General features: G+C 63.9%; 13 protein-coding genes and 2 tRNA genes. 2 read left to right on the top strand and 13 right to left on the bottom strand.

All coding sequences use genetic code 11. The annotated features are described in order from the left end of the window. Window positions 1–5: 5 nt before the first annotated feature. Window positions 6–551 carry a peptidylprolyl isomerase gene (locus LDO86_RS00075; RefSeq protein WP_018769888.1) on the bottom strand — a complete coding sequence of 182 codons (546 nt, stop codon included), beginning with the start codon at window positions 549–551 and terminating at the stop codon, window positions 6–8. A gap of 155 nt (window positions 552–706) precedes the next feature. On the opposite strand from LDO86_RS00075, the gene LDO86_RS00070 reads away from it, so the two are divergent. Next, complete coding sequence (locus LDO86_RS00070; protein ID WP_018769887.1) at window positions 707–1,669, top strand: hypothetical protein; 963 nt, start codon at window positions 707–709, stop codon at window positions 1,667–1,669. 169 nt (window positions 1,670–1,838) lie between these two features. Further along, window positions 1,839–2,714, top strand: coding sequence for a glycosyltransferase family 2 protein (locus tag LDO86_RS00065; RefSeq protein WP_026265863.1), 876 nt, complete (start codon window positions 1,839–1,841; stop codon window positions 2,712–2,714). A gap of 1 nt (window position 2,715) precedes the next feature. Here the strand turns inward: LDO86_RS00065 and LDO86_RS00060 are convergent, their stop codons facing one another. From LDO86_RS00060 to dnaA, 12 genes are all read right to left on the bottom strand, one after another. Beyond that, complete coding sequence (locus LDO86_RS00060; protein WP_018769885.1) at window positions 2,716–3,642, bottom strand: DMT family transporter; 927 nt, start codon at window positions 3,640–3,642, stop codon at window positions 2,716–2,718. Between the two features lie 82 nt (window positions 3,643–3,724). After that, window positions 3,725–3,800, bottom strand: a tRNA-Ala gene (locus LDO86_RS00055). A gap of 72 nt (window positions 3,801–3,872) precedes the next feature. Continuing rightward, on the bottom strand, window positions 3,873–3,989 hold the full coding sequence (locus LDO86_RS00050; protein WP_018769884.1) for a DLW-39 family protein: 117 nt from the start codon (window positions 3,987–3,989) through the stop codon (window positions 3,873–3,875). A 71-nt stretch (window positions 3,990–4,060) separates the two neighbouring features. Next, window positions 4,061–4,134, bottom strand: a tRNA-Ile gene (locus LDO86_RS00045). 97 nt (window positions 4,135–4,231) lie between these two features. Continuing rightward, window positions 4,232–4,903 carry a DUF3566 domain-containing protein gene (locus LDO86_RS00040; protein ID WP_026265862.1) on the bottom strand — a complete coding sequence of 224 codons (672 nt, stop codon included), beginning with the start codon at window positions 4,901–4,903 and terminating at the stop codon, window positions 4,232–4,234. After that, on the bottom strand, window positions 4,896–7,574 hold the full coding sequence (gyrA, locus tag LDO86_RS00035; RefSeq protein WP_018769882.1) for a DNA gyrase subunit A: 2,679 nt from the start codon (window positions 7,572–7,574) through the stop codon (window positions 4,896–4,898). Before gyrA ends, LDO86_RS00040 begins: the two co-directional genes overlap by 8 nt. A 55-nt stretch (window positions 7,575–7,629) precedes the next feature. After that, window positions 7,630–9,714, bottom strand: coding sequence for a DNA topoisomerase (ATP-hydrolyzing) subunit B (gyrB, locus tag LDO86_RS00030; protein ID WP_026265861.1), 2,085 nt, complete (start codon window positions 9,712–9,714; stop codon window positions 7,630–7,632). A gap of 378 nt (window positions 9,715–10,092) precedes the next feature. Continuing rightward, window positions 10,093–10,647, bottom strand: a complete 555-nt coding sequence (locus tag LDO86_RS00025) for a DciA family protein (RefSeq protein ID WP_018769880.1) — start codon at window positions 10,645–10,647, stop codon at window positions 10,093–10,095. After that, a complete protein-coding gene (gene recF, locus LDO86_RS00020; protein ID WP_018769879.1) occupies window positions 10,637–11,842 on the bottom strand; it encodes a DNA replication/repair protein RecF in 1,206 nt (401 codons plus the stop codon). The genes LDO86_RS00025 and recF overlap by 11 nt, the downstream gene beginning before the upstream one ends. A 45-nt stretch (window positions 11,843–11,887) precedes the next feature. After that, window positions 11,888–12,772 (bottom strand): phosphogluconate dehydrogenase (NAD(+)-dependent, decarboxylating), encoded by an 885-nt coding sequence (gnd, locus tag LDO86_RS00015; protein ID WP_018769878.1) that lies wholly within the window; start codon window positions 12,770–12,772, stop codon window positions 11,888–11,890. 114 nt (window positions 12,773–12,886) lie between these two features. Then, complete coding sequence (dnaN, locus tag LDO86_RS00010) at window positions 12,887–14,011, bottom strand: DNA polymerase III subunit beta (protein ID WP_018769877.1); 1,125 nt, start codon at window positions 14,009–14,011, stop codon at window positions 12,887–12,889. Between the two features lie 538 nt (window positions 14,012–14,549). Then, window positions 14,550–15,971, bottom strand: coding sequence for a chromosomal replication initiator protein DnaA (gene dnaA, locus LDO86_RS00005; protein WP_018769876.1), 1,422 nt, complete (start codon window positions 15,969–15,971; stop codon window positions 14,550–14,552).

Raw genomic sequence — 15,971 nt, 5'->3', positions numbered from 1 at the left:
GGGTGTTACAGCTGCTCGATGTCGATGCTGTTGATGGTGACGTCTTCAACCGGGCGGTCGCCCATGCCGGTGCGGACACCCTCAATGGCGTCGACGACCTTCCTGGATTCCTCGTCAGCCACTTCACCGAAGATGGTGTGCTTGCCCTGGAGCCAGTCGGTGGGAATGGTGGTGATGAAGAACTGTGAACCGTTGGTGCCCTTGCCCATCTGGATTCCCGCGTTGGCCATGGCGAGCTTGTAGGGCTGGTTGAAGCTCAGCTCCGGGTGGATTTCGTCGTCGAAGCGGTAGCCGGGGCCACCGGTTCCACGGCCCAGGGGGTCGCCCGCCTGGATCATGAAGTCCTTGATGATGCGGTGGAAGATGGTTCCGTTGTAGAGCGGGGTGCCGGTCTTGTCCTCGCCGGTTTCCGGGTGGGTCCATGCCTGTTCACCCGTGGCAAGGCCAACGAAGTTCTTGACAGTCTTGGGCGCGTGGTTGCCGAAGAGGTTAACCACGATGTCGCCGAGGCTGGTGTGGATGGTTGCTTTTGCAGTTGCGATGGCAGTCATAGGCCCCATTCTCCCATGTCGGTTATTTGCGGCCACGGCTGCGGGGGCAGTTCCGCGCTGGGTGAAATCCCCCTAAAATCCGCAGAGTGAATAGCCCGGGGTGATCTGGGCACGTAGGCTAGCGACAGAACCGTCACATTAATCGGGAGGTAGTTGTGAAGAAATCGGATCGTATTACCCGTGACCTTGAGCAGTCGGTCACCAGTGCGGTGGAAAATGCCAAGGATTGGGCGGCGCCGCGGGTGGAAGCTGCAGTGGACTGGGCTGTTCCCCGTCTGCAGCACGGCCTGGATACCGCTTCTCCCAAGATCCAGGAAGGCCTGAAGACGGCCGCGCACTCCCTGGCCGACGGTGTTGCCACCGTGACTCCCCGGATCCAGGACGGTCTGGCCCAGCTGGCCCCCAAGATCAATGACGTCGTCGAAGGCGCATCACCCAGGCTGCACGAGGCTTTGGACAAAGCCACGCCCGTTGTCCTGAATGCGCGCGACCGGGTGGTGGTGGAATACCTGCCCAAGCTTTCGGACCAGATCGGCGTGGCATCCGGTGCAGTCCACCGCACCCTGGAAAACACTCCGGCACGGGTGGATGCCGTCGCACAGAAGCTGGGCGATGTGGGAATCATCCACGCCCTCCAGGAACAGGCCCAGGCAACCGGTGCACAGCTGAAGGCAGCCGCAGCAGGTGCCGGCCGTGCCGCTGAACTCCAGCTGGCCCAGCCCGAAAAGCCCAAGAAGCGCGGCTGGCTGGTCTTCGGAGTTGTTGCTGCTGCCGTTGCCGCCGGTGTCGCCGCGTGGAAGGCATCCAAGCCTGTGGAGGACCCCTGGAAGACTCCTTCACCGGTCACGCCGACTCCTGCCCCGGTGCCCGCCACCACTGTCAGTGATGTCAAGGAAAACACGGCAAACGCTGCCGGCGGCGCTGCCTCTGCTGCCGGATCTGCCTCAGCCGCCGCAGCGGAGAAGGCAGGTGAGGCAGCGGATACGGCCACTGAAAAGTCCGCAGACGCCGCTGACAAGGCCAAGCACGTGGCCGCCGACACCTCGGAGGCTGCCAAGAGCACAGCCGATGACGCAAAACCGGCCACGGAGACTGACAAGGGCAGCAGCCAGGCCTAGTTTTCCCGCAACGCACCAAGGGGCTCCGTTTCACCGCGGGGCCCCTTTTGCGTACCAGAGCCATTCCTCCCGCCGATTTTGCTGACTGCCCTCCACAGACTCCCGGGCCGCCGCAGAAGCGCGGCCACCGCATAAGGCAGGCGGTGGCCCGGGTGCTAGATTTGTAGTGATGCCAGCCAATCGACCCTCTGGGGATGCCTTGAACGACGCAGCCGAACAGCTCCGCGTGTCCATCGTCATCCCGGCTTACAACGAGGAAAGCGTGATCAGGCAGTGCCTCATCGCTGCCATCTACCAGTCCGTTCCCGCCCACGAGATCATCGTGGTGGACAACCTCTCCAAAGACCGCACTGCCGACATTGTCCGCCAGATGCAGCTTGAGTACCCGGAAAGTCCCATCATCCTGCTGAGCCAGGACCGGGAGCAGGGACTGATCCCCACCCGGAACTTCGGTCTGGACAGCGCCACCGGGGACATCCTGGGTCGCATTGACGCGGACTCCATCGTGGAACCGGACTGGGTTGAGCAGGTCCAGAAGGCTTTCGCTGACTGGTCCGTCCAGGCTGCCACGGGCCCTGTGGTGTACTACGACATGCCGATGCGCCGCTTTGGGCTCAAGGCCGACGACAAAATGCGCCAGCTGATGCTCAAGCTGGCCAAGCACCAGTACCATTTCCTGTTCGGCTCCAATATGGCCCTGCGGGCCAGTGCCTGGGAGACCATCCGCTCCGAGACCTGCCGCGACGAAAAGGACGAAATGCACGAGGACATCGATTTGTCCCTGCACCTGGCCGATCATGAGCTTCCGGTACGGTACTGGCCACAAATGGTGTCCGGGATGTCGGCACGCCGGCTGGAGGATTCCCCGCGCGACTACCGCTACTACGTCACCCGTTTTGACCGGACCTATAAAGCCCACAATGTCAGGAAGATGGCGTTGAAGGCCCCCATGGTGGTCTTCTTCTCGGTATATTTCCCGGCCAAGCTCCTCCGGGCCATCCACACGGTCAACACAGCCCAGCCCGTGCGCCGCGGCGGGCAGTAGCTCAGTCCGTCCCCAACTCCGCGAGCCGGTCCGGTGGCGGGGCCGTTCCGCGCCGCGTTGCCATTGCGGCCCTCTGGCCCAGGACCACGACGGCGAGTCCAGCCAGGATCAGGCCGAGTCCGGCGTACGTGCCGGCCGGCAGGGTCTCGTGCAGGAACACGGCAGCCAGCAGCGCTGCGCCGGGGATCTCCAGGAGGATGATCATGGAGACGATGAGCGGGCTCATGGTGGCCAGCAGGTGGTTGAATGCGGTGTGGCCCACCAGCTGCGCACAGACGGTGATGGCTGCGATTCCCAGCCAGCCTGCGGGCTCGAACCCGGCCAGGGGTTGGCCGGCGAACAGCGCCAGTACTGCCACGAGGGCGGCGCACATCCCGTAGCAAAGCGTGGTGTAGGTTCCGGTGGTCATGCTTTGCCGCGCCTTGCCCCCGGCCAGGGTGTAGAGGCCTGCCAGTGCGCCACCGGCCACCGCCAGCAGGTCTCCCGTGAGTGCCTGCGGTGAGGTTCCGAGGTCGAAGCCGGTGATGGCAACGACCCCGCCGAAGGCGATGCCCAGACCGGCCAGGACCTGCCAGCGGTGCCGGGTGCCGCGGAAGAGCTGGAAGACCGCAATCCAGGCCGACTGCAGGCAGACCAGGGCTGTTGCGGCGGCTACGGAGGTGAGCTGCAGGGAAGTGATGAAGCAGGCAAAGTGCAGTGCGAGGGCGACCGCGGCCAGGGACGACCAGCCGAACTCGCGGCGGGAAATCATGCCGAACTGGCGGGGCTCCCGGACCAGGGTGGGCGTGGCCATGACGGCCGCTCCGATGGCGTTCCGCCAAAAGGCAATGGCCAGGGCGCTGACGCTGGTTGCGCCAAGTGTGGCCGCTATCAGGGGGCCCGATGAGGCGACGCCGAGAACGCCGAGGGCCGCGATGATCAGATTCACGGCAACCCCCTGAAGCTCGTCCCTGACAGAGATGGAAAGCGAAAAGTCCCGGCCAGCGTTTCCGCTGACCGGGACTTCCTTATGGTGGAGGCACGGGGACTCGAACCCCGAACCCCCTGCTTGCAAAGCAGGTGCGCTACCAATTGCGCCATGCCCCCATAAGAAGCAACCCGTCAATCATACCCTAGAACCGTGGAGCCCCTGACAGGCTCCCGGTGCGGGCTCCCGGGCTAGTCCACCGTATCGGTTGACTTGCTCCAGACTGTTTTCCGGGCTTCGGATTCCTGTGCTTTCCGGTAGACCAGGATGCCTGCGATTGCCGCTGCCAGTACAAGCAACTTCTTCACATGCTCCCCGTTCCAGCCAGGTAATGGATGAATCCATCCCTGACCCTTGTTTGAAACCTGCACAGGTTCCGTGGGCGTACCAGGACTTGAACCTGGGACCTCTTCGTTATCAGCGAAGCGCTCTAACCGCCTGAGCTATACGCCCCGATCCCTCATCGGGCCGAGACATGACTTTACAGCACACCCCGGCCCGATCTCAAATCGGGCCTTTCCGCCGGTTTTGGGCCGGCGGAAATGGCTTCCTAGTCGTCGGTGAGGGTAACGCCAATGCCGCCCACCAGGGTGGCAGAAATGTTGTAGAGGACAGCTGACAGCATGGACAGCGCCGTCAACAGGACGACGTTGACCACGGCAATGATGGTGGCGAACGAGGCGACCTGTCCCAGTGAGGCCACCTTCTTCAGTTCGAAGCCGCCGCTTTCAGAACCTGCGAGCGTACCGAGCAGGCTGTCCACCTGGTCGAAGATCCCGGTCAGGTCCAGAACAGTCCAGAGGACAATGGCGGCCACCACGGTAACGATTCCCAGTGCCACGGAGAGCAGGAACGCCATCTTCAGGACGGACCACGGGTCCACCTTGCTGATCAGAAGACGGGCCCGGCGGACCTTGGCCTTCGGCGCCGGCTTGACCAGGCCGGGCGTCCCCTGGCCCGGGGCCCCTTGGGCGGGACGCTGCCCCGCCGGTGCCGGGCGCTGCCCCTGAGGGCCCTGGAAGGGGCGCTGGCCGGGCTGCGCGGGACGGTCTCCCTGCTGCGGCCGCTGGCCCGGGACAGCAGGTCGCTGGCCGGGAGCGCCGGCAGGGGCTGCCGGCCGCTGCTGCGGACGTACGGGGGCGTTCACGCGGGGAGCCCCTGCAGGCCGGTTCCCGTCGGGAACAGTACTGTTCGGCTTGGGAAATGAGTCGGAATTACTCACTCGTTACCTCCGTGTTGTCTTCGTTCGGCTCAGCGTCGCCCGAGGCGTCCTCTGACTCAACGGCCGGTGATTCTTCTGCCACTGCTGGCTCGGCGGATTCCCCAGCGGTCCCGCCATCTTCAGCCAACGTTACGTCATCCCCCGAGGATTCCTCGTCCTCAAGACCGCGTTCGCTGTTGCGTGCCACCTCAATGATCCGGTCGTTCTTGTCCGGCTTGGCGAAGATGACGCCCATGGTGTCACGGCCCTTGGCCGGGACACCGGCAACGGAGGAGCGGACAACCTTGCCGCCCTCCATGACCACCAGGACTTCATCCTCCTCCTGGACAATGAGCGCCCCCACGAGGTGCCCGCGCTCTTCCTGGTACTTGCCCACCTTGATGCCCAGGCCGCCGCGGCCCTGGAGGCGGTATTCCTCCACGGCCGTACGCTTGGCGTAGCCGCCCTCAGTTACGACGAACACGAATGAGCCGTCGGTGACCACGTCGGCAGCCAGGAGTTCATCGTCCTCACGGAACTTCATGCCGGTCACACCCGAGGTGGCACGCCCCATGGGGCGCAGCGCGTCGTCCGTAGCGGTGAAGCGGATGGACTGGCCCTTGCGGGACACCAGGAAGAGGTCGTCGGTTTCCGACACAAGCTGGGCGGAGACCAGTTCATCGCCGTCGCGCAGGTTGATGGCGATTACGCCTGCGGAACGGTTGGTGTCATAGTCCTCCAGCCTGGTCTTCTTCACCAGGCCCCTCTTGGTGGCCAGGACCAGGTACGGCGCCTGCTGGTAGTCCTTCAGGTCAAGGACCTGCGCAATGTGCTCATCCGGCTGGAATGCCAGCAGGTTGGCCACGTGCTGGCCCTTGGCGTCCCGGCCCGCTTCCATCAACTCGTACGCCTTGGCACGGTAGACCCGGCCCAGGTTGGTGAAGAACAACAGCCAGTGGTGGGTGGTGGTCACGAAGAAGTGCTCCACTACATCGTCACCCCGAAGCTGGGCACCCTTGATACCCTTGCCACCGCGCTGCTGCGACCGGTAGTTGTCGCTGCGGGTGCGCTTGACGTAGCCGCCGCGGGTGATGGTGACCACCATCTCCTCTTCGGGGATGAGGTCCTCCATGGACATGTCGCCATCAAAGCCCATCAGGATCTTGGTCCGGCGGTCGTCACCGTGCTTGTCAACGATTTCGCCCAGTTCGACGCTGATGATCTCGCGCTGGCGCTGCTCGGAGCCCAGGATCGCGTTGTACTCCTCGATCAGGGCTTCAAGTTCGGCGTGCCGGTCCTGGATCTTTTGGCGTTCCAGGGCGGCCAGGCGCCGCAGCTGCATGTCCAGGATGGCCCGGGCCTGCAGCTCGTCGATATCCAGCAGTTCCATCAATCCGTCGCGTGCGGCTTCGGTGGTGTTGGAAGCACGGATCAGGGCAATGACCTCGTCCAGCATGTCCAGTGCCTTAAGGAGGGCACGGAGGATGTGGGCTTCCTCTTCCGCCTTGCGCAGGCGGTAACGGGTACGGCGCGCAATGACGTCCATCTGGTGGGTTACCCAGTGCCGGATGAACGCATCGAGGCTGAGTGTCCGCGGAACGCCGTCCACGATGGCGAGCATGTTGGCGGAGAAGTTGCTCTGCAGCTCTGTGTGTTTGTAAAGGTTGTTGAGCACCACCTTGGGCACTGCATCGCGCTTGAGGACGATCACCAGGCGCTGGCCGGTGCGGCCGGAGGTTTCGTCCCGGAGGTCGGCGATGCCTGAGATCTTGCCGTCCTTGACCAGTTCGGCGATCTTGATGGCCAGGTTGTCAGGGTTGGCCTGGTACGGGAGCTCCGTGACCACCAGGCAGGTGCGGCCCTGCAGTTCCTCAACCGCAACCACTGCGCGCATGGTGACCGAACCGCGGCCGGTCCGGTAGGCGTCCTCGATGCCCTTGTGGCCCAGGATGGTGGCGCCGGTTGGGAAGTCGGGGCCCTTGACCCGCACCAGCAGTTCCTCGAGCAGTTCTTCCCGGGTGGCGCCGGGGTTGGCCAGGTACCACTGCACGCCGTCGGCAACTTCCCGGAGGTTGTGCGGCGGGATGTTGGTGGCCATGCCAACGGCAATGCCCGAGGAGCCATTCACCAGCAGGTTGGGGAACCTTGCCGGCAGGATGGTGGGTTCCTGGTTCTTGCCGTCGTAGTTGTCCTGGAAATCGACGGTTTCCTCGTCGATATCCCGGACCATTTCCATGGCGAGCGGTGCCATCTTGGTTTCGGTGTACCGGGGTGCCGCTGCGCCGTCGTTGCCGGGCGAACCGAAGTTGCCCTGGCCAAGGGCCAGCGGGTAGCGCATGGTCCAGTCCTGGATGAGGCGGACCAGGGCGTCGTAGATGGCGGTGTCGCCATGCGGGTGGTACTGGCCCATGACCTCGCCCACCACGCGGGCGCACTTGTTGAAGGACCGGTCGGGGCGGTAGCCGCCGTCGAACATCGCGTACAGGACTCGGCGGTGCACGGGCTTGAGGCCGTCGCGGACGTCCGGAAGGGCACGGCCCACGATGACGGCCATGGCGTAGTCCAGGTAGGAACGCTGCATTTCGGTCTGCAGGTCCACTTGTTCCACACGGTCGATCAGCACGTCGCCTTCAAGAACGGTGTCCGGAGTCCCGGCCTCGGGGGCGGGAATCTCGGGGGTTTCGTCGCTCATTCTTTATTTTCCGTTTCAGGTATATGTCTGGTTCCGAATACTTTGGAGCGGGTCCTTAGATGTCCAGGAACCTGACATCCTTGGCGTTCTGCTGGATGAAGTTGCGGCGTGATTCCACGTCTTCGCCCATGAGGACGGAGAAGATCTGGTCGGCGGCAAGGGCATCGTCCATGGTCACCTGCAGCAGCGTGCGGTGGTCGGGATCCATGGTGGTGTCCCACAGCTCGGTGTAGTCCATCTCGCCCAGGCCCTTGTAGCGCTGGATGCCGTTATCCTTGGGGATGCGGCGACCGGCGGCCTGTCCCGCCACCAGCTTGGCGTCGCGTTCGCGGTCGCTGTAGACGTAGTCATGCGGCGCGTTGGACCATTTGATCCGGTACAGCGGCGGCTGCGCCAGGTACACGTAGCCGTTCTCGATCAGGGGACGCATGTAGCGGAACAGCAGGGTCATCAGCAGGGTGGTGATGTGCTGGCCATCCACGTCGGCATCTGCCATGAGCACAATCTTGTGGTACCGCAGCTTGGCGAGGTCGAAGTCCTCACCGATGCCGGTTCCGAAGGCGGTGATCATGGACTGGACCTCCGCGTTGCCCAGGGCCTTGTCCAGGCGCGCGCGTTCCACGTTCAGGATCTTGCCGCGCAGCGGCAGGATGGCCTGTGTCTCGGGGTTGCGGCCGCGCTTGGCGGAACCACCGGCGGAGTCACCCTCCACGATGTAGACCTCGCACTTTTCCGGATCCTTGGAGGAGCAGTCGGAAAGCTTGCCAGGCATGCCAAAGGACTCCAGCGGGCTCTTGCGCCGGGCATTGTCCCGGGCCTTGCGCGCTGCCATCCTTGCCTGGGCGGCGGAGATCGCCTTGCGGATGACGTCGCGGGCGGGGCCTGGGTTGCGCTCCAGCCAGTCGCCCAGGCCGTCGGTGACAACGCGCTGGACGAAGCCCTTGACCTCGGAGTTGCCCAGCTTGGTTTTGGTCTGGCCTTCGAACTGGGGTTCAGCCAGTTTGACGGAGATGACGGCGGTGAGGCCCTCACGGATGTCGTCACCCGTGAGGTTGTCTTCCTTCTCCTTGATGATGCCCTTCTCCCGGGCGTACCGGTTGATGAGGGATGTCAGGGCAGCGCGGAAACCTTCTTCGTGGGTGCCGCCCTCGTGGGTGTTGATGGTGTTGGCGTAGGTGTGCACGCTCTCGGAGTACGCGCTGGTCCACTGCATGGCCATTTCCAGGGCGATGCGGCGTTCCGTGTCCTCGGTTTCGAAGGCGATGACGTCTTCGTGGACAACCTCCACCTTCTTGCCCGAGTTCAGGTGCTTGACGTAGTCCAGCAGGCCTTCGTCGTACTGGTACACCACTGTGCGGTGCTCTGCGCTGACCTCACCCTCGGTGCTGAGGTCGTCGAGGTCCAGGTCGCCGTCCGAGTCGTCGGCTGCCGTGCGCTCGTCCGTCAAGGTGATACGCAGGCCCTTGTTCAGGAAGGCCATCTGCTGGAAACGGGCGCGGAGCGTCTCGAAATCGAACTCGGTGGATTCAAAGATCGCAGGATCGGGGTAGAAGGTCTGGGTGGTGCCGGTGGCGTCCGTCTCCTCGCCCTTAACCAGGCTGCCCTGGGGCTTGCCGCCGTCGGCAAACGACATCCGCCATACGTGCCCCTGGCGCCGCACTTCGGTGTCCACGCGGCTGGAGAGGGCGTTGACCACGGAAATGCCGACACCGTGCAGGCCACCGGAGACGGCATAACCGCCGCCGCCGAACTTGCCGCCGGCGTGCAGGATGGTCATGACCACCTCGACGGTGGGCTTATGTTCAGTGGGGTGCATGTCCACGGGAATGCCGCGGCCGTCGTCCACCACCTTCACGCCGCCGTCGGCCTGAAGGACCACCTCGATATGGCTGCAGTAGCCGGCCAGCGCCTCATCCACTGAGTTGTCCACCACTTCATAGACCAGGTGGTGCAGGCCGCGGGGCCCTGTGGAGCCGATGTACATGCCGGGACGCTTGCGGACAGCTTCCAGGCCTTCAAGCACAGTGATATCGCTGGCGCCGTATTCCCTTTGGGTGCTGGGCGCAGCCGGGGTATCAGGGGTGCGGCCATCCTCGACTGCTGTATCTGCTGCCAGAATATCTGTATTGTCGTTAGCCACAGGCGCTGCGACTCCTCTGTTCTCGATGATGGCCGGCCGGTTTCTTTTCCCAAGGAAAAGCCACCCGCCAACAGGCACAAACTTATGGCGCCGGTGACTTGCTGACGGTTGGTGCTCCACGCTCCGCACGCGGATAGCGCGCGGAGAACGGACTGGTGTCAACGTTTCATCCGCGCCCAGTTATCTGCATCGATTCTACCGCGAACAGGTCCAGATCCCTGCATTCGGAGGGCCTTCGCCGCCAGTGAACATGGCCCTCCGAGGCTCTGGGTCCCGCCTAGGGCGGCCCCGCGGTACGCCCTCCGGGTGCCTATACACGCTGCGGTCCTTACAGCGCCCTACACGCCCTCGGGCGCAGTTTCAAGAGCTGGGTGCCGGCTATCCGTACGTGTCCCGCGGCCCACGGCCGTTGACGCTGCGTCCACCCTTGCGCCAGCTGGGTGCCGAGGGGCCGAGTACCTGGATGCTGGTCACCACGCCGTCGCCCAGTTCCCGGCGGAATTTATCGAGGAGGCTGCTGCTCAAAAGCCGCAGCTGCGTGGCCCAGGCAGTGGAATCACACCGCACGTGGAGTGTGGTGTCGGTAAAGCTTTCGGGAGTGCAGTGGGCCGAGATTTCCGGCCCCACCAGTGTGGCCCACTCCGCCATGACGGAACCGACGGCCACCGGTGACGTCCAGCCGCGCTCTGCCACCAGCCGGCCAACAACTTTTCCCAGGCCCAGGGGGTCGCGGCCCGTGGAGTGGAACTGGCTGAAGCCGCGCGTGTCACGGATACCGCCCTTGGCCTTCTGCGAACCAGGCCGGGCCACCCTGCGCCGGACTTCACCGCGCGCGGCCGCGGCTTCGCGCATCCGGTTCAGCGCAGCCTGCGGGGCATCGATGTTGTCAGGCTCGCGGCCGGGCTGCGGCCCCCCGCCCTGCTCAGTGCTCATCGATACCTCCCGGGATGACCTTCACCCGCCGCCCGGACAGCTCTTCCGGAATATCGGCGTCGACGGCGGCGGTCACCAGGACCTGTTCCGCGCCGGAGACTATTGCCGCCAGTTTACGCCGCCGCTGGACATCAAGTTCGGCAAACACATCGTCCAGGATGAGGATGGGCGCCGAGCCTCCGGTCCGGGCATCGTCCAGCATCACGTAGTACGAGGCCAGCCGGAGCGACAGGCACATGGACCATGTTTCCCCATGCGAGGCATACCCCTTGGCCGGCGCCTGGCCCAGCATCAGCTCCAGTTCGTCACGGTGCGGCCCAACCAGCGATATGCCCCGTTCCAGTTCCTTCTTCCGCGACTCCGCAAAGGCCTGGACATACCGTTCCGTGAGTTGTTCCACCGAGAGAAGTCGCAGGTCATCCTGCCCGTCCGAAGTACCCCCGGCAGCGGCGCGCTGCACGCCGCCGGCCGGGACGCCGTCGTCGTCCATTTGGTTCTGGAGCGTTGAACGGTAGGTGGCGTCGGCGGGCTTGGTGGCGTCCGTGAGCTCAGCATAGGCGCGGGCCAGGTGCGGGCGGAGCCGTTCCACCAGCTCCAGCCGGGCGTGCAACAGTTCCGCGCCGGCGCGGGCCATGTGCTGGTCCCATACGTCGAGGGTGGATTCATGCGCTGCGGTGAATTTTCCGGCGCGGGCCGATTTCAGCAGGGCATTGCGCTGTTTCAGGACACGGTCGTAGTCACTGCGGGTGGCGACATGATGCGGAATAAGGCTGGCCAGCAGCTCATCAAGGAAGCGGCGGCGGTTGGACGGATCGCCCTTGACCAATGCCAGGTCTTCCGGCGCGAACAGGACGGTCTGGCAGATGCCGAGAAGATCGCGGGCACGGACCGGGTTGCTGCGGTTGATGCGGCCACGGTTGGCGCGGCCGGCATTGATTTCCAGCTCTAGGACCGTGACCTGGGTTCCGCGGACCAGCCGGGCACGCACCAGGGCACGCTCCGTGCCGAACCGCAGCAGCGGCGCATCGGAACCCACCCGGTGCGAGCTGAGCGTGGCCAGGTAGCCGATGGCCTCCATGAGGTTGGTCTTGCCGATGCCGTTGTATCCCACCAGGACGGTGACGCCCGGGCCCAGGGCAAGGTCAACCTGGGCGTAACTGCGGAAGTCGGTCAGTGAAAGGTGTTCCAGGTACACGCGGTTTTCGGCAATTCTGGGAACGCTGCTGGTTCCCGGTGGGTGCTACTTGGCGGGACGGGTTGCGTGGCCGCCAAACTGGTGGCGGAGCGCGGAAACCATCTTCATGGCAGGAGAGGTGTCTTCGCGCGATGCGAACCGGGCGAACAGCGCGGCGGTGATGGCCGGAGCGGGCACTGCGTTGGCAATGGCCTCTTCCACGGTCCAGCGGCCCTCGCCCGAGTCCTCTACGTAGTCGTCGATCGAGGACAGTCCCGGGTCCTCGTCAAGTGCCTTGACCATGAGGTCCAGCAGCCACGAGCGGACCACCGTTCCCTTCTGCCATGCCCGGAAGGTGCCGGGCAGGTCGGTGACGATGTCCTTGGCCGCGAGCAGTTCGTAGCCTTCGGCATATGCCTGCATCAGGCCGTACTCGATTCCGTTGTGGACCATCTTGGCGTAATGGCCGGCACCGATGCCGCCCACGTGGACGAAACTGTCCGCCCGTTCGCCCTCGGGGCGCAGGGCGTCAAAGACGGGCAGTGCGCGTTCGATGTCGGCGGCGTCACCGCCGGCCATCAGTCCATAGCCGTTCTGCAGGCCCCAGACTCCGCCCGAGACGCCGCAGTCCGCAAAGCGGATCCCCTTGGCGGCAAGCAGTTCGCCGTGTTTCTGGTCTTCGGTGAACCGGGAGTTCCCGCCGTCGATGACCAGGTCGCCCTGTTCCAGTTTTTCACTGAGTTCGCTGATTACCGCGTCCGTGATGGCCCCCGACGGCACCATCACCCAAATAATCCTGGGCACCGGGACGGCAGCGATCAGGTCATCGACGCTGGCGGCATCAGTGACGTCCGGGTTCCGGTCATAGCCGGTGACCTCCACGCCACCTTTGCGCAGCCGCTCGCGCATGTTGAATCCCATTTTGCCAAGGCCAATCAGTCCAATGTGCATTATGCGGGTTCTCTTTCTGCATGGCGGGAGCCTATGAGGCGAGGGTGGCGGTGGTTGGGGCCCCATCGGCGAGGGACCCGGCCTGAGCGTGCGAAGGCTGGGAGCCGATGGGGACTAGTTGGGAAGGCGGACCGGCATCACCAGGTAGCGGTAGTCATCCTGGTCCTCGCCGTCGGCGTCTGCCTGGGCCGTGATCATAGCCGGCTTGGGCGCCGTGGTGAAGGAGAAACGGACGAACTTGGTCTCAATGACGCTGAGGCCTTCAATCAGGTAATGCGGGTTGAAGGCAACCGTGATGTCGTCACCGGAAAGCTGGGCCTCCAGCTCCTCGGAGGCTTGGGCGTCCTCACCGGTGCCTGCGTCCAGGTTCAGCAGGCCTGAGGTGAAAGCAAGCCGGACCGGGGTGTTGCGTTCGGCCACGAGCGAGACGCGCCGGACGGCCTCCACCAGTTCCTGCGTCTGGACGGTGGCGTGGATGGGCGTGGACTCCGGGAACAGCGAACGGATTTTCGGGTAGTCACCGTCCACCAGCAGTGACGTTGTGGTGCGGCCGCCGCTTTCGAAGCCGATAAGCCGGCTGTCGTCGTCGGACAGGGCCAGGTTGATGTCACCGCTGTTGCCCAGCGTCTTGGCCACCTCGTTGAGGGTCTTGGCCTTGACCAGGGCACTGGTGGAGATGCCCGGGGTAACCGGCTTCCACGGTACTTCGCGCATGGCGAGCCGGTACCGGTCCGTTGCCAGAAGCGTTATCAGGTCGTCTTCGATCTCCATCCGCACGCCGGTGAGGATGGGGAGGGTGTCGTCCTTGCTCGCAGCGATGATGACCTGGGAAACGGCCTGGGCAAAGGCGTCGCCCGGAACGGTTCCACTGATGGCCGGCAGAGCAGGCAGCGGGGGGTACTCGGCTTCGGGCATGGTGGCCAGGTGGAAGCTGCTTCGGCGGCAGGTGAGCGTGACTTTGTTGCCATCCGTTTCGACATCCACCGGAGCGGAAGGCAGGCTGCGGCAGATGTCGGCGAGCAGGCGGCCCGACACGAGGATGGTTCCTTCGTCCCTGATGTCCGCCGTGATTTCAAGCCGTGCCGAGGTCTCGTAGTCGAAGCTGGAGAGGCTGACCGTTCCCGCTTCAGCCTTCAACAGCAGGCCGGAGAGGACAGGCACCGGCGGCCGCGGAGACAACGAGCGGGCTGTCCAGGTGACGGCTTCTGCCAGGACGTCCCGATCGACTCTGAACTTCACGGAAGGGTGCCGCCTTTCATTGCTGCTGCCAGGTAAACCCGGGAATTTCGCAGGGAAACTCCGGAAGAAGTGGGGCGCACCCTGGCTGGTGCATGGTTCGTCGAGGTCGCAACCACGCAGAAACCCAGGGATGGGAGCGCTGCTGACAGCTTAGCCGGAAGATCCTCGATTAACCCATCCCCCGGTGTACAGCCCGGCCCGCTTTGGGGCCGGCAGGCCCCCTCGCCGGGTGTTCGGATCGATCTTGTTGTTTGAGGGAATTCAATTTTTTGGGATTCGTAGTGTTAATAACTGCTGTGGAAACTGTGGATAACCCTGTCCTGCCCCACCGTTCCGCGGTTAAGGCCTGTTCACGGACTGTGCGTTAACTGGGTTTTAAACAGGGTGTGGATGGGGACAACGTGAAAGCCGGTTTTTAACGATCCACAGACGGCTTAAGGGTTTTAAGCCCATTAACCGCGCTTGTCCCCTTAACTATCCACAGGCTTATCCACATGCCCCTGTTAATAAGGTATGGAGTGCCGGGGGCGGTGTGGATTCAGGAGTCGCGCTGTTGCTGTTTGATCCGGTTGGTCAGCTCTGTCACCTGGTTGTAAATCACACGGCGTTCGGCCATCAGTTCGCGGATCTTCCGGTCGGCGTGGATGACCGTCGTATGATCGCGGCCGCCAAGTTCCTGCCCGATCTTGGGAAGCGACATGTCAGTCAGCTCCCGGCAGAGGTACATGGCGATCTGCCGGGCGGTGACCAGCGTCCGGGTCCGGGACTTGCTGCACAGTTCTTCCATGCTGAGCTTGAAGTAGTCCGCCGTCTGTTGGAGGATCTGGGCGGACGTGATCTCCTGCGCGCCGTCGTCGGTAATCAGGTCCTTCAGGACCATTTCGGCAAGTGCCACGTCCACGGGCTGGCGGTTCAGGCTTGCGAAGGCCGTTACCCGGATCAGGGCACCTTCAAGCTCGCGGATATTGCTGGAAATCTTGGAAGCGATGTACTCCAGGGCATCATCCGGTGCCGACAATCCCTCGCTCAGTGCCTTCTTGCGGAGGATGGCGATACGGGTTTCGAGTTCCGGCGGCTGGATGTCCGTCAGCAGGCCCCACTCGAACCGGGACTTCATGCGGTCCTCGAACCCTGCCAGCAGCTTGGGCGGCTGGTCCGAGGTGATGACTACCTGCTTGTTGTTGTTGTGGAGCGAGTTGAACGTGTGGAAGAACTCCTCCAGCGTCCGGTCCTTGCCCGCCAGGAACTGGATGTCGTCGATGAGCAGCACGTCCACGTTCCGGTACGTGGTCTTGAAGCTGGCGCCCTCGTCGTCACGGATGGAGTTGATGAAGTCGTTGGTGAACTCTTCGGAGTTGACGTAGCGGACACGGATCCCGCTGTAGAGCCGCCGGGCGTAGTGGCCGATTGCGTGCAGGAGGTGGGTCTTGCCCAGTCCGGAGTCACCGTAGATGAAGAGCGGGTTGTACGCCTTGGCAGGAGCTTCGGCGACAGCGACGGCGGCTGCGTGGGCAAAGCGGTTCGAGGAACCGATCACGAAGGTGTCGAAGACGTACTTGGGGTTCAACCGGCCGAATTCATGCGACGTGCTGGGCAGCATGGGCTGCGGCTTCTGCTCGATGAGCTGGTCAGGTGCGTAGGCGGGCTCGACGACGGGCTCAGGCTCCTCATGGATGGGAACCAGATCCGTGTCGACGTCGATGGCGCAGCGGATGTCCTCGGAGAAGACGTTGTGCAGGGCATCGTCCAGGGCGTCCTTGACCTGGGTCTGGAGCACTTCCCGGGTGAGTTCATTGGGCACGGCCACCAGGAGGGTGGAACCGATGAGCCCCTGCGCCTGGGCAAGGATGACAAAGCCCCTCTGGCGGGGTGATACGCGGTGGTCCTGTTCCAGCAGGCTGACAACCCGGCGCCAGGAACTTCCGACAGTATTGGCGTGGTTGGCTTCGTCTACTGTCAT

This window comes from Arthrobacter sp. StoSoilB19, assembly GCF_019977275.1.
In the GTDB taxonomy this organism is placed as follows: domain Bacteria; phylum Actinomycetota; class Actinomycetes; order Actinomycetales; family Micrococcaceae; genus Arthrobacter.
Note: the sequence above shows the minus strand (reverse complement) of the source record. Positions and strands in the feature narration are given on the sequence as shown.